Annotated in this window: 19 protein-coding genes; 14 read left to right on the plus strand and 5 right to left on the minus strand. The window is 67.9% G+C overall.

The genetic code is table 11. The features are described from left to right. Nucleotides 1–5 precede the first annotated feature (5 nt). The 3 genes from D6860_RS23535 (at nucleotide 6) to D6860_RS23545 (ending at nucleotide 1281) form a co-directional block, all read left to right on the plus strand. Complete coding sequence (locus D6860_RS23535; protein ID WP_076623511.1) at nucleotides 6–653, plus strand: LON peptidase substrate-binding domain-containing protein; 648 nt, start codon at nucleotides 6–8, stop codon at nucleotides 651–653. Continuing rightward, the gene (locus D6860_RS23540; RefSeq protein WP_076623512.1) at nucleotides 650–853 is read left to right on the plus strand and encodes a Trm112 family protein; all 204 of its coding nucleotides are present in this window, start codon (nucleotides 650–652) and stop codon (nucleotides 851–853) included. The genes D6860_RS23535 and D6860_RS23540 overlap by 4 nt, the downstream gene beginning before the upstream one ends. Nucleotides 854–981: 128 nt before the next feature. Then, nucleotides 982–1281: a hypothetical protein gene (locus D6860_RS23545; protein WP_076623513.1), complete on the plus strand. Its 300-nt coding sequence runs from the start codon at nucleotides 982–984 to the stop codon at nucleotides 1279–1281. Here the strand turns inward: D6860_RS23545 and D6860_RS23550 are convergent. Further along, complete coding sequence (locus tag D6860_RS23550; RefSeq protein ID WP_076623514.1) at nucleotides 1266–2702, minus strand: ferredoxin reductase family protein; 1437 nt, start codon at nucleotides 2700–2702, stop codon at nucleotides 1266–1268. The genes D6860_RS23545 and D6860_RS23550 overlap by 16 nt on opposite strands. 64 nt (nucleotides 2703–2766) lie before the next feature. After that, the gene (locus D6860_RS23555) at nucleotides 2767–3738 is read right to left on the minus strand and encodes a threonine ammonia-lyase (protein WP_076623515.1); all 972 of its coding nucleotides are present in this window, start codon (nucleotides 3736–3738) and stop codon (nucleotides 2767–2769) included. A gap of 102 nt (nucleotides 3739–3840) precedes the next feature. On the opposite strand from D6860_RS23555, the gene D6860_RS23560 reads away from it, so the two are divergent. The 3 genes from D6860_RS23560 (at nucleotide 3841) to rpsO (ending at nucleotide 5909) form a co-directional block, all read left to right on the plus strand. Continuing rightward, nucleotides 3841–4368, plus strand: coding sequence for a DUF1643 domain-containing protein (locus tag D6860_RS23560; protein WP_076623516.1), 528 nt, complete (start codon nucleotides 3841–3843; stop codon nucleotides 4366–4368). 79 nt (nucleotides 4369–4447) lie between these two features. After that, nucleotides 4448–5449 (plus strand): calcium-binding protein, encoded by a 1002-nt coding sequence (locus D6860_RS23565; protein WP_076623517.1) that lies wholly within the window; start codon nucleotides 4448–4450, stop codon nucleotides 5447–5449. 190 nt (nucleotides 5450–5639) lie between these two features. Beyond that, on the plus strand, nucleotides 5640–5909 hold the full coding sequence (gene rpsO, locus D6860_RS23570) for a 30S ribosomal protein S15 (RefSeq protein WP_076623518.1): 270 nt from the start codon (nucleotides 5640–5642) through the stop codon (nucleotides 5907–5909). A 90-nt stretch (nucleotides 5910–5999) separates the two neighbouring features. On the opposite strand, the gene D6860_RS23575 is transcribed toward rpsO, so the two are convergent. Beyond that, nucleotides 6000–7241, minus strand: a complete 1242-nt coding sequence (locus D6860_RS23575) for a cation:proton antiporter (protein ID WP_076623519.1) — start codon at nucleotides 7239–7241, stop codon at nucleotides 6000–6002. A 324-nt stretch (nucleotides 7242–7565) separates the two neighbouring features. On the opposite strand from D6860_RS23575, the gene pnp reads away from it, so the two are divergent. After that, on the plus strand, nucleotides 7566–9707 hold the full coding sequence (gene pnp / locus D6860_RS23580) for a polyribonucleotide nucleotidyltransferase (protein WP_076623520.1): 2142 nt from the start codon (nucleotides 7566–7568) through the stop codon (nucleotides 9705–9707). Between the two features lie 56 nt (nucleotides 9708–9763). On the opposite strand, the gene D6860_RS23585 is transcribed toward pnp, so the two are convergent. After that, nucleotides 9764–10582 (minus strand): hypothetical protein, encoded by an 819-nt coding sequence (locus D6860_RS23585; protein ID WP_017468090.1) that lies wholly within the window; start codon nucleotides 10580–10582, stop codon nucleotides 9764–9766. 550 nt (nucleotides 10583–11132) lie between these two features. Between D6860_RS23585 and D6860_RS23590 the strand changes: the two genes are divergently transcribed. Continuing rightward, on the plus strand, nucleotides 11133–12647 hold the full coding sequence (locus D6860_RS23590; protein WP_076623521.1) for a catalase: 1515 nt from the start codon (nucleotides 11133–11135) through the stop codon (nucleotides 12645–12647). 211 nt (nucleotides 12648–12858) lie between these two features. On the opposite strand, the gene D6860_RS23595 is transcribed toward D6860_RS23590, so the two are convergent. Then, nucleotides 12859–13806: a LysR family transcriptional regulator gene (locus D6860_RS23595; protein WP_076623522.1), complete on the minus strand. Its 948-nt coding sequence runs from the start codon at nucleotides 13804–13806 to the stop codon at nucleotides 12859–12861. Between the two features lie 113 nt (nucleotides 13807–13919). On the opposite strand from D6860_RS23595, the gene araD1 reads away from it, so the two are divergent. The 6 genes from araD1 (at nucleotide 13920) to D6860_RS23625 (ending at nucleotide 21160) form a co-directional block, all read left to right on the plus strand. Then, nucleotides 13920–14909 carry an AraD1 family protein gene (gene araD1, locus D6860_RS23600; protein ID WP_076623523.1) on the plus strand — a complete coding sequence of 330 codons (990 nt, stop codon included), beginning with the start codon at nucleotides 13920–13922 and terminating at the stop codon, nucleotides 14907–14909. A gap of 7 nt (nucleotides 14910–14916) precedes the next feature. Continuing rightward, nucleotides 14917–16668: an L-arabinonate dehydratase gene (gene araD, locus D6860_RS23605; protein WP_076623524.1), complete on the plus strand. Its 1752-nt coding sequence runs from the start codon at nucleotides 14917–14919 to the stop codon at nucleotides 16666–16668. Nucleotides 16669–16685: 17 nt separating this feature from the next. Further along, entirely contained in the window at nucleotides 16686–17612 is a 927-nt protein-coding gene (locus tag D6860_RS23610; protein WP_076625355.1) for a 2-hydroxyacid dehydrogenase, read from the plus strand. A 29-nt stretch (nucleotides 17613–17641) separates the two neighbouring features. Further along, nucleotides 17642–18667 (plus strand): TRAP transporter substrate-binding protein, encoded by a 1026-nt coding sequence (locus D6860_RS23615; RefSeq protein ID WP_076623525.1) that lies wholly within the window; start codon nucleotides 17642–17644, stop codon nucleotides 18665–18667. 134 nt (nucleotides 18668–18801) lie between these two features. After that, nucleotides 18802–19614, plus strand: a complete 813-nt coding sequence (locus D6860_RS23620) for a TRAP transporter small permease subunit (protein WP_083697801.1) — start codon at nucleotides 18802–18804, stop codon at nucleotides 19612–19614. Nucleotide 19615: 1 nt separating this feature from the next. After that, on the plus strand, nucleotides 19616–21160 hold the full coding sequence (locus D6860_RS23625; RefSeq protein WP_076623526.1) for a TRAP transporter large permease: 1545 nt from the start codon (nucleotides 19616–19618) through the stop codon (nucleotides 21158–21160). The last annotated feature ends 169 nt before the right edge of the window (nucleotides 21161–21329 follow it).

Raw genomic sequence — 21329 nt, forward strand, 5'->3', positions numbered from 1 at the left:
TGATCATGTCCAGACGCTTCGATCTTCCCGGCCTTATCCCGGTATTTCCGCTTCCGGGGGCGTTGCTTCTGCCGCGTGCCCGGTTGCCGCTTCACATCTTCGAGCCGCGCTATCTCGCCATGCTCGATGACGCGCTCAAGACCGAGACGCGCGTCATCGGCATGATCCAGCCCGACAGCTTTTCCGAACGCGAAGGCGGCTCGGGATTGCACAAGATCGGCTGCGCCGGTCGCGTGACCCAGTTCTCGGAAACTGAGGACGGCCGTTACATGGTGACGCTCACGGGGCTGTCGCGTTTCCGCGTGAAGCAGGAAGTCGAGAGCTTCACCCCCTATCGCCGCTGCGAGGTCAGCTGGGAGGGCTTCGAGCGGGACCAGCAGGGCACCGAGCACGATCCGGGGTTCAACCGGAGCTCCTTCCTCGGGCTGCTCGACCGGTATTTCGACGACCGGGGGCTTTCGGCCGACTGGGAGACGCTCAAGGATGCCGACGACGAGTTGCTGATCAACTCGCTGTCGATGCTGCTCGAGTTCGACCCGGAAGAGAAGCAGGCGCTGCTCGAAGCGCCATCGCTGCAGACCCGGCGCGAGACGCTGGTGACGCTGATCGAATACGCCCTGCGTGGCGGAAGCGGAGAGGACAAGATGCAATGACCGACACGGCAACCAATCCGGAGACGCCGCGCTTCGACCGGCGCATGCTCGAGGCACTGGTCTGCCCGGCAACCCATGCCACCCTCGAATACGATGCGACCCGGCAGGAGCTTCTCAGCCGCACGGCAGGGCTGGCCTACCCGATCCGCGAGGGTATCCCTGTGATGCTTATCGACGAGGCCCGCCGCATCGACGATTGATCGGCTCTGCGGGTGCGCCCGTGAGGCGCGGTCGTTGACGCGGCGCAACGCCACCGCACCCGGGCTGTGCGAGGCTGCCCTCCGGCGCCGGACTTTTCGTCCGGGCGCGCCATGCCGGAGGAACGGACATGCTGAAACACCTTATGCTTAGCGCTGCGCTGGTCATGTCTCTCGGCACCGCGCGGCCTTTGGATGCAGCCGAGGCCTGCGCCGCGCCGGATCTTGATGCGGAGGGATGCTTCGACCGCAGCTGTTCCTTCTGCCATAGAGATGTCACGCGGCTCATGGCGCCCTACGCCGACCTTGCGCCCGAAGAAGCGCGCGCCGAGCTTGATCGCTTCCTGACCCGTCACCACCCGCCCGAGGCGGAGATGCGCGCGGCCCTGATCGACTGGCTCCTCATGCCCGAGGATCAGGCCAGCGAGTAGGCCGCAATGGCGGCGGTCAGCGCCGCGAACAGCAGGCCGACCGCGCCGAGCCGCCGCTTGTCCTTGGCCGAAAGCGTTCCCGCGCCATAGCTGAACCGCTCGTAGTCGATCCGGGACAGCGGCACGCCGAGCCCCGCCAACGTGTCGGTGAGCGAGGTCATCAGCGGCCCCGGGCCGCAGATCAGCACGTCGGTCCGTGCCGGGTCGAGCCCGTCGAGCAGTTGCGTCATCTGCTCGGGGCCGAGCCGACCCCGGGCGACGCCGTCGCCCGTGCCGGTCGTCGCGGTCAGAAGCGGCGTGATCCCGAGCGCCTTCAGCGCGGGGCGGTAGAGCGCCTTGGGGATCAGGTCGGCCACGTCATGCACGGAGTAGGCGAAGCGCACCGGCACGTCGCTGCCGCGCCGGGCGACGTCGCGCAGGATCGACAGGATCGGCGCGATGCCCACCCCGCCCGCGATCAGCACCAGCCCGCCGCGGGGTGCATCCCCCAGCCCGAAGCTGCCGTGCGGCCCGTCGATACCGACCCGCGTGCCGGGCGTGACGGCGGCGAGGCTCGAGGTGAAATCCCCCGCTTCCTGTATGAGCAGCCTGAGCTGCCGCTCATGCGGGGCCGAGGCGATCGAGAACGGGTGATCGTGCAGCGGCAGGCGGCGTCCGCCGACGCTGGCCCAGACGAACTGCCCCGCGCGAAAGGCGAGCGGTTGGCCGGCCGGGTTCTCGAGCGTCATCTCCCAGATGCGCGGCGTGACCTTGCGGATCGCCGCGACCGTCCAGCAGTCGGTGGCGGGCCGTGTCAGCCGTTTCGCGTAGATCCAGAGGGCGGGCAGCGTGACCGCCAGCCCGAAGCCGATCCAGAGCGCGAGGCCCATCGGGCCCATGCGGCCGTCGCCGAGGACATGCCACACCAGGAGCGCCACCAGCGCGACGGCGCCAAGCGCGTGGCTCGCGCGCCAGACCTGGTAACGCATCGGCAGCCGGTCGCGCAGCAGCGCCATGACCACCAGCAGCGCCAGCAGGATCAGCGCCAGCCGCGCATCACCGAGACTGTCGGCGGTCAGGAAGATCTCAAGTCTGCGGGCGAAACGGGCCGGGCGCTCCGCGTCGGGCAGGCCGACCAGGAAGGCTACATGCGCCAGCGCGAAGGCCAGCGCGAGCGGTGCCGCCCACTTGTGGAAGGCCATCGTCACGTCGATGCCGATGCGGCCCGAGATCACCTCGAAGCGGCCGCTGGTCACCATCTGCAGCAGGATCATGGCGGCGGCGACGGTGCCCGTCGCGGCGGCGGCCTGCATGCTGATCTGCCGGTGCGCCTCGCCGGTGGCGGCGGAAAAGGCGAGCGGCAGCAGAACCGCCGCGGCGTAGAGGATTGCAAGCAGCAGCGGGGGCAGGCCCCGGCGGCGGGGAAGGGAGACATCGGTCATGGCAGCTCTCCATGAAGCTGCCGCCGAGTCTAGGCCCTCGTGCCGTGCGGGGCATTGCGCCGTATCAAGCGGGCATCGCGAGCGCGCGGGCAAAGACCTCCGGGTCGACGTTGCCGCCCGAGACCGTGCAGATCACCGCGTCGCCGGTGATCTCGTTCGGGCGGAAGAGCGCCGCCGCCAGCGCCACGGCGCCGCCCGGTTCGGCGACGATCTTCAGATGCCGAAAGGTAAGCTGCATGGCGCGCAGGGCCTCGTCCTCCGAGACCGCGAGGCCCGGGCCGCAGAGCCGCTGCATGATCGGAAAGGTCAGGTCGCCGGGCTGCGGCGTGACGATGGCGTCGCAGATGTTGCCCGAAAGCGCCGCGTTGCGCCGGATGCCACCTTCGGCGAGCGAGCGGCGCACGTCGTCGAAGCCCTGCGGCTCGGCGGGGCGGGCGCGCAGGTCCGGTCCGTAGGCCTCGAGCGCCAGCGCGATGCCCGAGGTCAGGCCGCCACCGCCACAGCATACGATGACGTCGGCCTCGGTGACGCCGGCCTCGGCGGCCTGTCCGACGATCTCGAGCCCGCAGGTGCCCTGGCCCGCGATCACCTCCGGCTCGTCGAAGGGCTTGATGAGCGTCAGCCCGCGTTCCCCGGCAAGCCGCGCGCCGATGGCGTCGCGATCCTCGGTCGCGCGGTCGTAGGGCACCACCTCGGCGCCGAGCCCCCGCGTGCCCGCCACCTTGGCCGCCGGCGCGTCCGAGGGCATGACGATCACTGCCGGGATGCCATGCGCGCGCGCCGCGGCGGCGATGCCCTGCGCGTGGTTGCCAGACGAAAAGGCGATCACGCCCTTGGCCCGGACGTCGGGGTCGAGCGCGGAGATGGCCGACCAGGCGCCACGGAACTTGAAGCTGCCGGTATGTTGCAGGCATTCGGCCTTCACCAGCACGCGGCGTCCGGCGATCTCGTCGAGGAAGGGCGAGGAAAGCAGCGGGGTGCGGCGGGCGTGGCCATCCAGCCGCCGCGCCGCGGCCTCGATACGGGAGATATCCATGGGGAATTGGTCCTTTCCGTGCGTCGGCGCGACCCTGCGCCCGGGCCGGCGGGCTGTCAACGCGCTTGCGTCCCGCCCGCGCGGCGGGCAGAAGACGGCGCCATGATCGAACGCCGACACGAAACGGACGGAACGGTCTCGCGGGCGGTCTACTCGCCCTGCGAGCGCTATCGCTACGGGCTCGAACGGGTCTGGGGCACGGGGCCGATGCTGCTTTACGTCATGCTCAACCCCTCTACCGCCGACGAGCTGCGCAACGATCCCACCATCGAGCGATGCCAGCGGCGGGCGGTGCAGCTGGGGTTCGGAGGCATGCAGATCGCCAACCTCTTCGGCTGGCGCGCGACCCGGCCGCAGGACCTGCGCCGCGCCAAGCTGCCGGTGGGGCCGGAGAACGATGCGCTGCTAAAGGACTGGCACGCGGGGGCGGACATGACGCTGGCGGCATGGGGCGTGCATGGCGCGCACCTCGGGCGGGGGTGCGAAATCGCTGCCCTGCTGGAGGGGCCGCTGCACCACCTCGGGCTCACCCGCGATGGCCACCCGCGCCACCCGCTGTATGTCTCCTATGCGACGCGACCGTCGCCGTGGGCACCCGGCGCGCGCTATCCCGAGGTCATCGCTCGTTAACCCTCTGCCGCGATTTGCGTTGATCGGGCGCGGCGGCTGGCGGACAATTCGCCCGGCGCCTTTTGCGTGAGGATGGCGGATGTTCTGGCTTGCCGGCTTGATGGGAATGATGGTGCTGGGATCGGTGGCGATCATCGGCACGCAGGACAGCGACGACGCTGAGCCCGAGTCCGACCCCGATGAGGGCGATCAGACGCAGGGGCTGATCGAACCATCGGTCTACGGGGGCGTGGCCGGCCCGGATGACGGATCAGGCGGCGGATCGGGTGTCATCCTGAACGGCACCGAGGTGGGCGAGACATTGACCGGCACGGATCGCACCGACGTGATCGGTGGAGCCGACGGCGACGATCTGCTCGACGGTCTCGGCGACGACGACGAGCTTGTCGGCGGGGACGGTGCCGACACGATCCTCGGCGGCGACGGCAACGATACCCTGCATGGCGACGCGGGCACCGACCACCTGAGCGGCCTCGGCGGCGCGGATCTGCTGTTCGCGCATGACGACGGTGGCGTGCTCGACGGCGGCGCGGATGACGACGAGCTTCAGGGCGGGCTCTCGAACGACCTGCTTCTCGGTGGCGACGGGGACGATGCGCTGCATGGGCGCGAGGGCGCCGATACGCTGATCGGCGGCGCGGGCGAAGACACGCTCTTCGGCGGCTGGGACGATGACCTCTTGTCCGGCCTCGTGCGCGACGACGCCGGTGCGGACACCGACGGGCGGGACTTCCTCAACGGCGGTGACGGGGCCGACACGCTCGAGATCGGCGCCGGCGACGTGGCGACGGGCGGGGAGGGGGCCGATCTCTTCCTGCTCGGCGACTGGATCGACGGGACCGAGGCCGCGACGCTCATGGATTTCGACCCGGCCGAAGACCAGCTGATGGTGCTCTATCAGGACATCCCCGGCCAACCCGATCCCGAACTCTCGATACGGGCGAGCGCAGTCAGTCCGGGTGTGGTCGAGATCCTCCTCGATGGCGAGGTCCTGGCGGAACTGCCCGAGGCCGATGCGCCGACGCTCGACAGCATCGTGCTGATCGCGGAGAGCAGCGCATCCCTGGCCGAGGCAAGCTGAGGCCGCGTTTCGTGACGGCCGGTCAGCGGCTCTGCCCCTGCCGGGAGCCATCGCGCACCGGGGGCTTTTCAAACGACCGGAATCGCCCTATACGCGCGCATCCGCTCCACGAGGAGGCGGGTATCTCCACGGGCCCTGCTGGACGACATCCCGGCTTGCGCCATCCACACAAACCATGAAGGAGACCCCGATGTCGATTACCGCCGAAGAAAAGACCCGCCTGATGAAGGAATTCGCCACCAAGGACGGCGACACCGGTTCGCCGGAGGTCCAGGTGGCCATCCTCACCAGCCGCATCTCGACCCTGACCGAGCACTTCAAGACCCACAAGAAGGACAACCACTCGCGTCGTGGCCTTCTGATGATGGTCGCACAGCGCCGCAAGCTGCTGGACTTCCTCAAGAAGAAGGACGAGGGCCGTTACCTCGACCTCATCAAGCGCCTCGGCATCCGCCGCTGAGCGCAGCCCGGGCCCCACGGCCCGGCGCATGATCACAAGGTCAGGACGCCCGCACCTCCGTGCGGGCGTTTCGCGTTCCCGGGATTGGGGTCACTCGGCGCGCACGAAGCTGCGGGCCAGCCGGCCGATGCTGAGCCCCTGCACGATGATCGAGAAGACCACGATGACGTAGGTCGCCGTCAGGATCAGCGGTTTCCACTCGCTGTCGGGCAAGGCCAGCGCCAGCGCCACCGAAATGCCGCCCTTGAGTCCGCCCCATGTCATGATCGGGATCACGCCCTTTACCTGGTCCCGGAACGGGCGCAGCACCAGCACCGGCAGAGTGACCGCGGCGAGTCGTGCGCCGAGCGCCAGCAGGATCGAGGCGGCGCCGGCCAGAAGCACGTCGGTCTGGAGCGACACCGCGAAGACCTCGAAGCCGATCATCATGAACAGCAGCGCATTCAGGATCTCGTCGATCAGCACCCAGAAGGCATCGACGTAGCGCCGGGTCTCTTCGCTCATGCCGTAGCGTGCCCCGACATCGCCGATGAGCAGGCCGGCACAGACCGCCATGATCGGGCCGGAGACGTGCAGTGCGAGCGCCAGCTCGTAGCCTCCGAAGGCCAGCCCCAGCGTCAGCAGCACCTCGAGCGAGTAGTCGTCGATGTGCCGCATCACCCGGAACACCAGCCAGCCCAGCACGACACCCAGCACCGCGCCGCCGAGCGCCTCCTGCACGAAGAGCCGCAGCGCCTCGGCCAGGCCGCTCTCGTGGGCGCCGTCGGAGGCGCCGGGAAAGGCCAGCCCCACGAGGATCAGGTAGACCACGTAGCCGACGCCGTCGTTGAACAGGCTCTCGCCCGCGATCTGCGTCTCGAGTGTCTTGTCGAGCCCCGAGCCGCCAAGCACCCCCAGCACGGCCACCGGGTCGGTGGGCGAGATGAGCGCGCCGAAGACCAAGGCCACCGCCAGCGGCGCGCCGGTGAGCCACGAGAAGCCCACGCCCACGATGACGGTCGACAGCGCCACGCCGAGCGTCGCCATCAGCAGCACCGGCACCCAGACAGACCTGAGATCCGAGACCTTGACGTGCAGCGCGCCGGCGAACAGCAGCAGGCCCAGAACGCCCTCCATCAGCGTATCTGAGAAGTGGATCTCGAGCACCTGCGCCCGGATGAGCTCGGCGATCTGCAGGCCGAAGAGCCGGTCTATCCCGAGCAGCACGAAGGACGCGCAGAGCGAGACCACGAGGATGCCGATCGACGAGGGCAGGCGGAACAGGAAATGGTTGATGACGCCGAACGCTCCGGCGAGGGCGATCAGGATCGAGGCGATCTGGAAGATGGTCATGCGAAAACGGTCGCTCCCGGGGGGCGGAGATTGCTGCGGCTCGACCGGACCAGATGACGGGCCGGGCGCAAAGGGCAAGGGTTCGGCGTCGCATGGCCGGTTTGCAGGGCAATCCGGGCGCGGTTTCCGGCGCGGCAGCGCCGGCCGGGAACATGGCTTCCCTCTTTCGCCGGGAGGCATTTTGCTGTATGGGGCGCGTCATCTGAGACGTGACGCCTTCAGCCCCCGGGCGCGTGCAAGAGGATAAGGGGGCGGCGGCAATGGGGCCGCCACGCAAACGGGAGACGCGGGAGGGCCCGCGAGTGCTCCCTTAGGGATACGAGAATGTTCAACATTACCAAGAAATCGATGCAGTGGGGGGAAGAAACCCTCACTCTGGAAACGGGCAAGGTCGCCCGTCAGGCCGACGGCACGGTCATCGCCACGCTGGGCGAGACGAGCGTCATGGCCAACGTGACCTTCGCCAAGGAGCCGAAGCCGGGTCAGGATTTCTTTCCGCTGACCGTCCACTACCAGGAAAAATACTATGCCGCGGGCAAGGTGCCCGGCGGCTTCTTCAAGCGCGAGGCGCGGCCGACCGAAAAGGAAACGCTGACCGCCCGCCTGATCGACCGTCCGATCCGCCCGCTGTTCGTTCCGGGCTTCAAGCATGAAGTGCTCGTCATGTGCACCGTGCTCAGCCACGACCTCGTCAACGACCCCGACATCGTCGCGATGATCGCCGCGTCGGCCGCGCTGACGATCTCGGGCGTGCCGTTCATGGGCCCGATCGCCGGTGCCCGCGTCGGCTACGAGGATGGCGATTACGTGCTGAACCCGACCGTCGACGACATGCAGGGGCTGCGCAACAACCCCGAGCAGCGTCTCGACCTCGTCGTCGCCGGCACCAAGGACGCCGTGATGATGGTGGAATCGGAAGCCTACGAGCTGTCCGAGGAAGAGATGCTGGGCGCCGTGACCTTCGCGCACGAGCAGATCCAGCCGGTCATCGACCTCATCATCGGTCTGGCCGAGGAGTCCGCCAAGGAGCCCTTCGACTTCACCCCGCCGGACTACTCCGAGCTGTTCGCCACGGTGAAGAGCCTGGGCGAGGACAAGATGAAGGCCGCCTACGCGATCACCGACAAGCAGGAACGGCAGGCAGCCGTCGCTGCCGCCAAGGAAGAGATCAAGGGCCAGCTCAGCGAAGAGCAGCTCGAGGATCCGAACCTTGGCTCGGCGATGAAGAAGCTCGAGTCGACCGTCCTTCGCGCCGACGTCGTGAAGAACAAGCGCCGCATCGACGGCCGCGCGCTCGACGAAGTGCGCCCGATCGTCTCCGAGACCTCGGTCCTGCCGCGCACGCACGGCTCGTCGCTGTTTACCCGCGGCGAGACGCAGGCGATGGTCGTGACCACGCTGGGCACCGGTGACGACGAGCAGATCATCGACGCGCTGCACGGCAACTTCCGCTCGAACTTCCTGCTGCACTACAACTTCCCGCCGTATTCGGTCGGTGAAGTGGGCCGCGTGGGCTCCCCGGGTCGCCGCGAGATCGGCCACGGCAAGCTCGCATGGCGCGCGCTGCAGGCGGTGCTGCCGGCGCCGACCGACTTCCCCTACACGATCCGCGTCGTCTCCGAGATCACCGAGTCGAACGGCTCGTCCTCGATGGCCTCCGTCTGCGGCGGCTCGCTGTCGATGATGGATGCCGGCGTGCCGCTCAAGGCTCCGGTGGCCGGCGTCGCGATGGGTCTCGTGCTGGAAGACGACGGTGACTGGGCGGTTCTGACCGACATCCTCGGCGACGAGGATCACCTCGGCGACATGGACTTCAAGGTCGCGGGCACCGAGAACGGCATCACCTCGCTGCAGATGGACATCAAGGTCGCGGGCATCACCCCCGAGATCATGAAGCAGGCTCTGGCACAGGCCAAGGAAGGCCGGATGCACATCCTGGGCGAGATGTCCAAGGCGCTGACCGAGGCCAGCGATTTCTCCGTCCACGCGCCGCGCATCGAGATGATGCAGATCCCCACCGACAAGATCCGCGAAGTGATCGGTTCGGGCGGCAAGGTCATCCGCGAGATCGTCGAAGTGTCGGGCGCCAAGGTCGACATCAACGATGAGGGCCTCATCAAGATCGCCTCGCCGAACGGCGAAGCCATCCAGAAGGCCTACGACATGATCCACTCGATCGTGGCGGAGCCGGAAGAGGGCAAGGTCTACAAGGGCAAGGTCGTGAAGATCGTCGACTTCGGCGCCTTCGTGAACTTCTTCGGCAAGCGTGACGGCCTCGTGCACGTCAGCCAGATCGAGAACCGCCGCCTGAACCATCCCTCGGACGTTCTGAAGGAAGGCCAGGAAGTCTACGTGAAGCTGCTCGGCTTCGACGACCGCGGCAAGGTGCGCCTGGCGATGAAGATGGTCGACCAGGAGACCGGCGAAGAGCTCGCCAAGGAGAAGAAGGAAGAAGCCGCGGACTGAGGTCCGGCTCTTTCGTGAACTGCAGGAAACGCCCCGGCCCTTGCGCCGGGGCGTTTTCAGTTCCGGCGGGAGGGCGGCGGTGCGCCTTCGGGGGCGAAGACGAGCGAGGTCGTCTCGGCGCTGGCCCAGAACCCTTCGAAGAACTGCGCCGGGTCGACCCGGTGGCGCATCTCGTCGGTAAGCGCCAGAAGGCCCGCCACGTCGTCGTAACCCCAGCTGAGCAGAAGGCCATCGGTCGAGACCGCCGTGAGCTTGTCGCCCGGCAGGCCGGTCGCGGGATTGTCGGGCTCGAAAGCGCTCACTGGGCAGTCACGGGAGATTTCGCGCCACTCGTTCCAGAGGGTCACCTCGTCTACGCCGAGCGCTTCGAGGTAGCGTCCGACCGTCGTTTCGAGCACGGCCGGCAGCAGGTCTTCCTCGGGCATGTAGAGCCCGGTCTGATCGCAGAACTCCTGCAGCTGCTCGGACATCAGCGCGTTGTCCTCGCCGGCCTGTCCCGCGATGGTCTGGAGCCAGACGATGCGGGCGAAGCGGTCGAAATCCACCGCGCCCACCGCCTGCGCCACCTCTGACCAGCGGACGGCTGTCCCGGTCTGCTTGATGATATCGGGGAAGTTCTCCGGTGCCTCGTTCTCGCGTTCTACCACGCCCTCGTTCACGAGCTCGAGCACGTCCGCGGCATCGCCGGTCACGCGCATCGGGCCGAAGGCGGCGGTCTGCGGCGTGTAGCCGGGCACCCGGAAGAACGGGTTGAGCACGACGTAGACATGGTCGTAGTCGTACTTCCACCAGTCGAGGACCGGCACGTTTTCAAACGGGTGTTCAAGCTTGCGCGGCACGTCCGCGGCAAGCTGATCTGGGAAATCTGTGCACATCGCGGCCTCATAGCATGGTGACGGTGGCGACGACAAACCGAAGCGTGCGTGACGCGGCCGGTCGTTAGAGTTTCGTTAGGACTTCTCTGGTCAAGTCTGGGGCAGGCGCAGCAGGCCCCACTCACGGACCCCTCTGCGAACCGGCGGGCCCTGTCCGAGGATGATGGGGCCCGCTTCTTTAGGGACGCGACGGGGTCGCGGTCATCGGACAGCAAGCCCCGCCTGCGGAAGAAAAAAGGCCGGGCACGAGGCCCGGCCAAGTCCAACAGGGAGGTGCATGTGATGACCCGCACATGCAACGGGATACTTCGATGATAGATCGTGAAGATGTCTTCTCAATGCGACTTTGATCTGTCTCAAGGCGCACGCGGAAAACAGCCGATCTGCGGCCCTGAGAACACGCCGCTGACCGGAGGCCAAATCACGTCTTCGAGACGGCGTCGGAACAATGCGGGCGACCGCTCGTTCGTCGTGAGAAGCCGGGGATGCGCCCGGTCTCTCCGAGTTGACCGAGGCCGGCCCCGTGTCGGCAGAGAGGAAATCATACGCCATGTCCGACAAGCCAACCCTCACATCGACCTCCGGGGCGCCTTACCCGACGAACAACACCGCGCAGACCGCGGGCCGTCGCGGCCCGGTGCTCATGCAGGACCATCAGCTGCTCGAAAAGCTGGCGCACCAGAACCGCGAGCGAATCCCCGAGCGCACCGTACACGCCAAGGGATGGGGTCTTCAGGGCCACTTCAAGGTAACCAAGGACATCAGCCGCTATACCTGCGCCAGCATGTTCTCGGAGATCGGCAAGACCACCGAAGTGCTGTCGCGCTGGTCGACGGTCGCCGGTGAACGCGGTGCGGCCGATGCCGAGCGTGATGTCCGCGGCTTCGCGCTGAAGTTCTACACCGAGGACGGCAACTGGGACATGGTGGGCAACAACACGCCCATCTTCTTCGTCCGTGATGCCTACAAGTTCCCGGACTTCATCCATACGCAGAAGCGCCAGCCGAAAACCAACATGCGCTCGCCCGAGGCGATGTTCGACTTCTGGGCCGGTCAGCCGGAGTCGGTCCACCAGGTGACCATCCTGATGTCGGACCGGGGCATCCCCGAGACGCCGGCGCACATGAACGGCTACGGGTCGCACACCTTCTCGATGTGGAACAAGGATGGCGAGCGGCACTGGGTGAAGTTCCACTTCAAGACCCATCAGGGCCACGACTGGCTGTCCGACGCGAAGGCGGCCGAGATCATCGGCCAGACCCGCGAGAGTTACCAGGAAGCGCTGTGGAACATGATCGAGGAGGGGAAATACCCCAAGTGGACCATGTATATCCAGGTGATGACCGAGGAGCAGGCGCTGGAGACCGACTTCAACCCCTTCGATCTCACCAAGATCTGGCCGCATGGTGAGTACCCGCTGATCGAGGTGGGCGAGCTGGTGATGGACACCTTCCCCGAGAACTACTTCCAACTCGTCGAGAACGCCGCCTTCAACGTGAACAACGTCGTCCCGGGCATCGGCTTCAGCCCCGACAAGATGCTGCAGGCACGGATCTTCGCCTACGCCGACGCGCACCGCTACCGCCTTGGGACGCACTACGAGATGCTGCCGGCTAACCAGCCCAAGAATGCGAAGGTGAAGCACTACCACAAGGACGGCCCGATGCGGTTCTTCACCAACGACTTCGGCAATCCCGACGCCTACTATGAGCCGAACCAGTACGACGGTCCGGTGGCCGACGAGACCGTCGCCGAGCCGCCGCTGCGCATCGATCCCGAGGCCGTGGCCGCGCGCTTCGAGCAGGTCGAGGAAGACGTGGACTACGTTCAGCCGCGAGCCCTCTACGAGAAGGTAATGTCGGACGAGGAGCGCGATCGCCTTCACAAGAACATGGCCGGCGGCATGGCACCCTGCACCGACGGTGTGAAGGAGCGCTGGCTCGCTGTCCTGAAGAAGGTGCACCCGGACTACGAGGCCGGTGTGCGCCGCGCGCTGGAAACCGGCGATCACGGCGACCCGTCGCTGCCGGTGACCGACGACACGCCGATCAAGGCTGCCGAGTGAACCTGTGGCCTTGACGCGATGAAAGGGAAAGGGCGCCCGGTTCGGGCGCCCTTTTTCGTGCGCCGCGATCCGGGCTCCTGCGTCGGGCCGGCATTGGAGGGGAGGGGGGCTCTGCCCCCTCTTGGCGCGGTGCGCCAATTCACCCCCGAGGGTATTTGAGAAAGAGAAGAAGGCGCAGGGGTGGTGCGCCTGCTTGCGTGGCGCCTGGCCCTCAGCCGCCCGTGGCCTGCGCGTAGATGCGTTCGTAGGCGAGCTCGGCCACCGGCAGCAGCTGGTGACCGCGCAGGCGCAGCAGCGAGAAGGGCGGCACCAGAGGGTGCACGGCGAGGCGGATTTCGCGGATCCCGAGGGGGCCGAGCCGGTCCGCGACCAGAAGGTCCTTCACGTCCGATGCGACCGCGGCGATGGCGCGCGACCGGGTCACCATGGCCACGTGGATGAGCAGCGAGGTCGTTGCCGTGACCACGTTCGGCGGCTCGAGCCCCTGTCCCATGAAATGACGGTCCACGGCGCGGCGCAGCGGCGTGCCCTGCGGCTGCATCACCCAGCGCTCGCCGGCGAGATCGCGTTCGGGCACGACCCGGTCGGCGAGCGGATGGTCACTGTGGGCGATGATCGAGATCCGCTCGTGCTTGAGCTGGCGGGCCTCGAAGAGCCGCGCCTCCATCCGGTCGGGGATGCGGCAGAGGGCGAAGTCGATGGCGCCCTCGAGCAGTTGCTGGGCCAGCGCCTCGGAAGTGCCGACGCTGATCTCGGTGCGGATGCCGGGGTGCGAGGCGGTCAGCTCCTCGAGCACCGGCGCGACGATGGAGATCGAGGCCGCGGTCACCGCACCGACGCGCACGCGGCCCTGTTCGCCGCGCGCCACGAGCGCCAGTTCCTCGTTCGCGGTGTCGAGTTCGATCAGGATGCGGCGGGCGCGCTCGGCGAAGACTTCGCCCACAGGGGTCAGCAGCACGCCGCGCGGGCCGCGGGTGCAGAAGGGCACGCCCAGAATGGTCTCGAGCTCGCCGAGCATCCGGCTCGCGGCGGGTTGGGTCAGGCCGATCTGTTCCGCCGCGAGGCTGACCTGGCCGCTTTCCTGCAGCGCGGCCGCGAGCCGCAGGTGGCGCATCTGCAATCCCTGTCCGATCAGTGCGCTGGCAAGCCCCGTGGCCATGTCCATTCCTCCCGACATATCAATACTGGTATAGCTGTCGCGTGATAACTCATTTGTTCTGCATGACGCCAGTGCCCTAGGACTCGGTTCGAACGTGAAGACCGGGAGGGGACATGCATCTATCACAGATCACCGACGGCAGCGGCGCGCTCCGCGTCGTGCTGCGCGAGGGGGAGGCGGCCCACGAGCTGACCGGTGCCACCTCGACCTACGATCTCGCCATGCAGGCGATCTCGGAGGGCCGCAGCCTCGAGGCCCTTCTGGCCGATGCCCCGCGCGGCGCGGCGGTGGACCTCGAGCAGGTTGCCCGCGAGGGACGCTTTGCACTGCCGATGGCGCATCCCGATCCGGCGCACATGTATCTCTGCGGCACCGGGCTCACCCATCTCGGCTCGGCCTCGACCCGCGACGCGATGCACGGCGGCGGCTCCGAGCATGTCTCGGACAGCATGAAGATGTTCCGCCTGGGCATCGAGGGCGGCAAACCGGACGCCGGCCGCGTCGGTGCCCAGCCCGAGTGGTTCTACAAGGGTCCCGGCAGCCACGCCGTGCCCTGCGGCGCGGCGCTGACCTCGCCCGCCTTCGCGCTCGACGGTGGCGAGGAGCCCGAGATTGCCGGCTACTACGTGATCGGGCCGGACGGCACGCCGTTCCGCGTGGGGTTCTCGCTCTGCAACGAGTTCTCGGACCATGTGACCGAGCGGCTCAACTACCTGTTCCTCGCGCATTCGAAGCTGCGTCCGGCGGCCTTCGGCCCCGAGCTGCGGCTGGGCGAGCTGCCGCGCGACATCCGCGGGCGCTCGCGGATCTTCCGCGACGGCGAGGCGATCTTCGACCAGCCCTTCCTGTCGGGCGAGGAGAACATGTCGCACAGCATCGCGAACCTCGAACACCACCACTTCAAGTATGCCGCCTTCCGGCAGCCGGGGGATCTGCATCTGCACATGTTCGGCACCGCGACGCTGTCCTGCGGGGCGGGAATCGAGACCCGGCCCGGCGACCGCTTCGAGATCTCGGCGCCCGATTTCGGCCAGCCCCTGACCAACACGCTTGCGCTCGAGGACGCGCCCGCCGAGCGGGCGGTCGAAACGGCGCCGCTGTGAGGACGACATGAAGGCAAGCGACTTCAAACCCGCCGAATGGCCCCGCAAGCTGCGCAGCCAGGAATGGTATGGCGGCACCAGCCGGGACGCGATCTACCACCGGGGCTGGATGAAGAACCAGGGCTACCCGCATGACGTCTTCGACGGGCGTCCGGTGATCGGCATCCTCAACACATGGGCGGATCTCACGCCGTGCAACGGCCACCTGCGCGAACTCGCCGAGAAGGTGAAGGCGGGGGTGTGGGAGGCCGGCGGCCTGCCCGTCGAGGTGCCGGTGTTCTCGGCCTCGGAAAACACCTTTCGCCCGACGGCGATGATGTTCCGCAACCTCGCCGCGATGGCGGTCGAGGAAGCGATGCGCGGCCAGCCGATGGACGGTGCGGTGCTGCTGGTCGGTTGCGACAAGACCACGCCTTCGCTGCTGATGGGCGCGGCCTCGGTCGACATGCCGTCGATCGTGGTCACCGGCGGCCCGATGCTGAACGGCTACTTCCGCGGCGAGCGCGTCGGCTCCGGCACCCACCTGTGGAAATTCTCGGAGGCTGTGAAGGCCGGCGAGATGACTCAGGAAGAGTTCATGGAGGCCGAGCAGAGCATGTCGCGCTCGTCGGGCACCTGCAATACCATGGGCACCGCCTCGACGATGGCGAGCATGGCCGAGGCGCTGGGCATGGCGCTGTCTGGCAACGCCGCGATCCCCGCGGTCGACAGCCGTCGCCGGGTGATGGCGATGGAGTCGGGCCGGCGCATCGTGGACATGGTGAAGGAAGACCTGAAGCCTTCCGACGTGCTGACCCGCGAGGCCTTCGAGAACGCCATCCGCACCAACGGGGCCATCGGCGGCTCGACCAACGCGGTGGTGCACCTGCTGGCCATCGCCGGACGCGTGGGCGTGGACCTGACGCTTGACGACTGGGACCGCTGCGGCCGCGACGTGGCGACCATCGTCAACCTGATGCCGTCGGGGAAATACCTGATGGAGGAATTCTACTACGCCGGCGGTCTTCCGGTGGTGCTGAAACGCCTGCTGGATGCCGGGCAGCTCAACGCCGAGGCGCTCACCGTCTCGGGCACCGCCATCGGTGACGAGGTCCGCGACGTGGTGAACCACAACGAGGACGTGATCCTGCCCGTCGAGAAGGCGCTGACCCCGCAGGGCGGCATCGCGGTGCTGAAGGGCAACCTCGCGCCGAAGGGGGCGGTTCTGAAACCCTCGGCGGCAACGCCGGAGCTGCTCACGCACAGGGGGCGCGCCGTGGTGTTCGAGGACATCGACGACTACAAGGCGCGCATCGCCGACGAGGATCTCGACATCGACGAGACCTGCGTGATGGTGCTGAAGAACTGCGGACCCAAGGGCTATCCCGGCATGGCCGAGGTCGGCAACATGGGGCTGCCGCCCAAGGTCCTGCGCAAGGGCATCACCGACATGATCCGCATCTCGGATGCGCGCATGTCGGGCACCGCCTATGGCACGGTGATCCTGCATACCTCGCCCGAGGCCGCCGCCGGCGGCCCGCTGGCCGTGGTGCGCAGCGGCGACATGATCGAGGTCGACGTGCCGAACCGGCGGCTGCATCTCGACATCTCCGAGGCCGAGCTCGCCGAGCGCCTGACCGCCTGGGAAGCGAAGCACGAGCAGGCGGCGTCGGGCTACCTCTGGCTGCACCAGACGCATGTCGAGGGTGCCGACACCGGCGCGGACCTCGACTTCCTCAAGGGCCGTCGCGGCTCTTACGTGGCGAAGGACAGCCACTGATGGAAGGGGGCGACACCATGACGACGCCTTGTCTTGCCATCGGGCCGTTCACCGACACGGAGGCCGCCGCGCTGTCCGAGACCTTCGGCGCGCGCCGCCTGGCGCATCCGTCCGAGGTCGCTGACGGCGCCGGGATCCGGGTCGTCGCCTACAAGGGCGGGGCGCCCTTCGGCGCGGCCGAGATGGACCGGCTGCCCGAGCTGGGGCTCGTGGCGAATTTCGGCGTGGGCTACGACGCCATCGACGTCGACGCCGCCCGGGCGCGTGGCATCGCCGTGACCAACACGCCCTACGTGCTCAACGACGACGTGGCCGACCTTGCCGTCGCTCTCACGCTGGCGCAGTTCCGCCGGCTCGCCGAGGGCGACCGGCACGTGCGCTCGGGCGCCTGGGCCGACGGTGCCATGCCGCTGGCGCGGAAGATGTCGGGCCGCCCGGTGGGCATCCTCGGGCTCGGCCGGGTGGGGCGCGAGATCGCCGACCGTTTCGCCGCCTTCAAGGGGCCGGTGCACTACTGGTCGCGCAGCCCCAAGGACACCCCGGGCTGGACCCATCACGCGACCCCCGCCGCGCTTGCCGCCGCGGTCGACATCCTCGTGGTCGCCGTGGTGGGCGGTGACGAGACGCGGCACATCGTCGATGCCGAGGTGCTCGCGGCACTCGGGCCCGACGGCGTCCTGGTCAACGTGGCGCGCGGCTCCTGCGTCGACGAGACGGCGCTGATCGCGGCGCTTGACGAGGGCAGCATCGCAGGGGCGGCGCTCGACGTCTTCGAAGGGGAACCGGCCCCCGACGCACGGCTCGTGGCCTCGGACGCGGTGGCGCTCTACCCGCACGGCGGCTCGGCCACCCGCGAGACCCGCGCCGCCATGGCCGCGCTGCAACGCGACAACATCCGCGCCTTTCTCGAAGGCGCGCCGCTCATCACGCCGGTTTCCGGCTGACGTTCATCATCATCGGAGGAGGACACAGGATGAACAGAACGACCCTCAAGACAGGCATCGCGGCGCTGGCGCTGCTCGCCGGAACGGCCGCCAGCGCCGAGACGCTGCGGATCCAGACCTACATCGCGCCCGAGACCATCTCGGGCAGGAACGCGCAGGCCTTCGTCGAGGACGTCGCGACCATGTCCGACGGCGACCTGACCATCGACATGTTCTTCTCGTCCTCGGTGGTGAAATCGGTCGAGGGCTGGGACGCCTCGGTCAACGGCATCATCGACTGCGACATGACGCAGGCGAGCTACCAGACCGGCAAGGACCCGGGCTTCCAGTTCCTCGGCGACATCATGGGCGGCTACGAGACCCCGTGGCAGCAATACGCCTGGCTTTACGAGCGCGGCGGCCTCGAGATCGCGAACGAGCTCTACAACGAGTACGGCATGCAGCTTGTCGGCTGGTGGCTCTACGGGCCCGAAAGCATGAGCTCGACCACGCCGCTCGCCGGTGTCGAGGACCTCAAGGACTGGAAATTCCGCTCGCCGCCGGGGATGGAGACCGAGATCTTCGCCAAGCTGGGCGCGTCGCCCGTGGTGATGGACTTCAACGAGATCTTCACCGCGCTGGAAACCGGCATCATCGACGGCGCCGACGCCTCGGGGCTGGCGAACAACGTCGGGCTCGGCCTCTACGACGTGGCGGGCTACGCCACCTTCCCGGGCTTCCACTCGATGCCCTCCGACCACCTCGCGTGCAACAAGACCCGCTGGGATGGCCTGTCTGAGAAGAACAAGCGCATCATGTCGGTGGCGATGCACAAGCTCGGGATGCGCACAACGCTCGCCATGATGGTCGCCAACGAGACCGCGGCCAAGGAGCTCGAGGCCGAGGGCGTGACGCTGCACAACTGGGGCGAGGCCGACCGGTCCGAGTTCCGCAAGGCGGCGCGCGACACCTGGGAAGAGTGGGCGCAGAAGTCGCCGGCCGCGCGCAAGATCGTCGACAGCCACGTGTCGTTCATGACCGAGCTTGGCCTGATCGAACCGTCCGAGTCCAACTGATCCGCCGGGCGGCCCCGGGGCGCGTCGCGCGTTCCCGGAGCCACCCGCCCGGCACCCGGGCCCCTGCGGCGCCGGGTGCCGCTGCCGTTCCGCGCGCCGAGCGGACCGGCGGAGGCCATTCCAAGGAATTTCAAATGACATCCAATCCCGGACATCCGAAGCGGACGCACGCCCTGGGCGTCGCCGAGGTCGCCTGGCCGATGGCCTTCGTGGCCTGCGCCGCCTGGGTGACATGGCAGATGCCGCACCTCCTGGTTTCCCTCGGGCTCGCGACCGAAGGGCTGGCGCGCCAGACGGCGCCCGCCGGGCCGGTCGAATGGCTCGCGGTGCTGGGGGCGCTGGTCTGCCTCGCAGGGGGCATCGCCACGGTGCGCACCCGCGCGATCGAGGTCGCCCCGCGCACGGTCGTCGACCGGCTGGGGCTGTTCATCGGGCGGGCCTGCATGCTGCTGGTGGCGCTGACGGTGGCGGTGATGTTCTACGAGGTCGTCCTGCGCTACATCTTCGAGCGCCCGACGCTCTGGGCGAACGAGCTGTCGCTGTGGATGGCGGGCTTCGTCTTCGCGCTGTCGGGCGTCTACACGATGCAGCAGCGCAGCCACATCGCCATCACCATCGTGCACGAGGCCGTGCCGGTCTGGCTGCGCCGGATCTTCGACACGGTCAGCACCCTGCTGATCGTCGCCTTCGCGGTCTGCCTGACCTGGGGCGCCTTCAACGAGGCCCGCGACAAGTTCCTGCGCTGGGAGACCTTCGGCACCGCCTTCGATCCACCCATCCCGGCGACGCTGAAGCCGCTGGTCATCCTCGTGGTGATCCTGATCGCCGTGCAGGCGGTGGTGAACCTTGCTTCCGACTGGAGCCGTCCGGTGCGGGGCGCCACCGGGGCCGAGGACGACCTTGCCGGCACGCTCAAGACCGCCGGTGAGCGGACGGAGGGGCTCTGAAATGGATATCGGAACGCTTTCCCTGATCCTGCTCGTGGGCATGGTCGTGCTGCTGGTCATCGGCATGCCGCTGGCCTTCGCCTCGGGCGTGCTGGCCGCCGCCGTGCTGGTGATGAAGTTCGGTCCCGACCTGCTGTTCGGCAACTTCGGCATGGGGCCGATGTCGATCCTCGGGCAACGCATCTACGGCATCCTCACCGACTACGTGATGATCTCGGTGCCGTTGTTCATCTTCATGGCGAACCTGCTGGAGAAATCCGGCATCGCCGCCGAGATGTACAACTCGCTGCAGGTCTGGCTGAACCGCACCCGCGGCGGCATCGCCGTCGTGACCTCGGTGATGGCCGTGGTCATGGCCGCGATGTCGGGCATCGTCGGCGGCGAGGTCGTGCTGCTGGGCCTCATCGCGCTGCCGCAGATGCTGCGGCTGGGCTATGACCGCAACCTCGCCATCGGCACGATCTGCGCGAGCGGGAGCCTCGGGACCATGATCCCGCCGTCGATCGTACTCATCATGTACGGGCTCGTGACCGAGACCTCGATCAAGGCGCTGTTCACCGCCTCCTTCCTGCCGGGGTTCATGCTGGCGATGTTCTACATCTGCTACATCCTCGTGCGGACCCGGCTCGATCCGAGCCTCGCGCCGCTGCCCGAGCCGGACCCGTCCGAGCCCTCGCGTAACGAGAAGCGCGGCCTCTTCGGGATCTTCGTGGCGCTTCTGGTCGCGGCCTTCGCCGGCCTCTGGGCGCTGAACGGGCTGGTGGGCCTTGCCCAAGGTGGCGCCGGGTTCCCGCTGGTCGCGCTGCTCGTGGCCGTGGCGGCGGGCGTGGTGCTGGTACTTGGCCGGTCGCGGATCGGGACCGCCTGGGCGATGGGGCGCGGGCTGGTGGCACCGCTCATCGTGATCGGCGTCGTGCTGGGCTCGATCTACGGCGGCATCACCGGAATCACCGAGGCCGCCGGCATGGGCACCGTGGCGGTGCTCGTGCTGACCGCGATGCGTCACGAGCTGACGCCGAGCCTCGTGTGGGACAGCCTCACGCGGACGCTGATGTCGACCGGCACGATCCTGTGGGTCACCATAGGCGCGACCGCGCTCGCCGGGGCCTACACCATCGCCGGAGGCCCCACCTACATCGCCGGGGCGATCACCGGTGCGGAGCTGCCGACCATGGCCGTGATCCTCGTGATGATGGTGATCTTCCTGTTCCTCGGGGCCTTCATGGACTGGATCGGGATCGTGCTGCTGGTGATGCCGGTGTTCCTGCCGATCGTGCGCGCGCTGCCGGTCGAGGAGCTGGGCTTCATCGGCGCACTCGACCCGTCGCATGTCGCGGTGTGGTTCGGGGTGGTGTTCTGCATGAACATGCAGGTCAGTTTCCTGTCGCCGCCCTTCGGTCCCGCGGCCTTCTACCTCAAGTCGGTGGCGCCGCCCGAGATCAGCCTCACCGACATCTTCCGCGGCTTCCTGCCCTTCATCGGCCTTCAGCTTCTCGCGCTCGCGGTGCTGCTGGCCTGGCCCGGGATCGTGTCGCTGCTGCTTTGAGCGGCGCCCCCGGCCCATCTTCGAACCCGTCACGCCAAAGGAGACCTCCAATGGACGGAACGACACCGAACTTCACCCCTCACGGCAAGCACCTGGTTGCCGGCGACTGGGTCGCCGGCGAGGCGACCTTTTCATCGGAGCCCGCGCATGGGCCGGCGCATGAGTATTC

Source organism: Salipiger sp. D13 (genome assembly GCF_003703915.1).
GTDB classification, from domain to species: Bacteria; Pseudomonadota; Alphaproteobacteria; order Rhodobacterales; family Rhodobacteraceae; genus Salipiger; species Salipiger profundus.

Coding starts and splice junctions, on each gene's coding strand:
- rpsO (WP_076623518.1), top strand. CDS start 5,640: ATGTCGATTACCGCCGAAGAAAAGACCCGCCTGATGAAGGAATTCGCC.
- D6860_RS23540 (WP_076623512.1), top strand. CDS start 650: ATGACCGACACGGCAACCAATCCGGAGACGCCGCGCTTCGACCGGCGC.
- D6860_RS23535 (WP_076623511.1), top strand. CDS start 6: ATGTCCAGACGCTTCGATCTTCCCGGCCTTATCCCGGTATTTCCGCTT.
- D6860_RS23550 (WP_076623514.1), bottom strand. CDS start 2,702: ATGACCGATGTCTCCCTTCCCCGCCGCCGGGGCCTGCCCCCGCTGCTG.
- D6860_RS23620 (WP_083697801.1), top strand. CDS start 18,802: ATGACATCCAATCCCGGACATCCGAAGCGGACGCACGCCCTGGGCGTC.
- D6860_RS23610 (WP_076625355.1), top strand. CDS start 16,686: ATGACGACGCCTTGTCTTGCCATCGGGCCGTTCACCGACACGGAGGCC.
- araD (WP_076623524.1), top strand. CDS start 14,917: ATGAAGGCAAGCGACTTCAAACCCGCCGAATGGCCCCGCAAGCTGCGC.
- D6860_RS23575 (WP_076623519.1), bottom strand. CDS start 7,241: ATGACCATCTTCCAGATCGCCTCGATCCTGATCGCCCTCGCCGGAGCG.
- D6860_RS23555 (WP_076623515.1), bottom strand. CDS start 3,738: ATGGATATCTCCCGTATCGAGGCCGCGGCGCGGCGGCTGGATGGCCAC.
- D6860_RS23615 (WP_076623525.1), top strand. CDS start 17,642: ATGAACAGAACGACCCTCAAGACAGGCATCGCGGCGCTGGCGCTGCTC.
- araD1 (WP_076623523.1), top strand. CDS start 13,920: ATGCATCTATCACAGATCACCGACGGCAGCGGCGCGCTCCGCGTCGTG.
- D6860_RS23585 (WP_017468090.1), bottom strand. CDS start 10,582: ATGTGCACAGATTTCCCAGATCAGCTTGCCGCGGACGTGCCGCGCAAG.
- D6860_RS23590 (WP_076623521.1), top strand. CDS start 11,133: ATGTCCGACAAGCCAACCCTCACATCGACCTCCGGGGCGCCTTACCCG.
- D6860_RS23545 (WP_076623513.1), top strand. CDS start 982: ATGCTGAAACACCTTATGCTTAGCGCTGCGCTGGTCATGTCTCTCGGC.
- D6860_RS23565 (WP_076623517.1), top strand. CDS start 4,448: ATGTTCTGGCTTGCCGGCTTGATGGGAATGATGGTGCTGGGATCGGTG.
- D6860_RS23625 (WP_076623526.1), top strand. CDS start 19,616: ATGGATATCGGAACGCTTTCCCTGATCCTGCTCGTGGGCATGGTCGTG.
- D6860_RS23560 (WP_076623516.1), top strand. CDS start 3,841: ATGATCGAACGCCGACACGAAACGGACGGAACGGTCTCGCGGGCGGTC.
- D6860_RS23595 (WP_076623522.1), bottom strand. CDS start 13,806: ATGGCCACGGGGCTTGCCAGCGCACTGATCGGACAGGGATTGCAGATG.
- pnp (WP_076623520.1), top strand. CDS start 7,566: ATGTTCAACATTACCAAGAAATCGATGCAGTGGGGGGAAGAAACCCTC.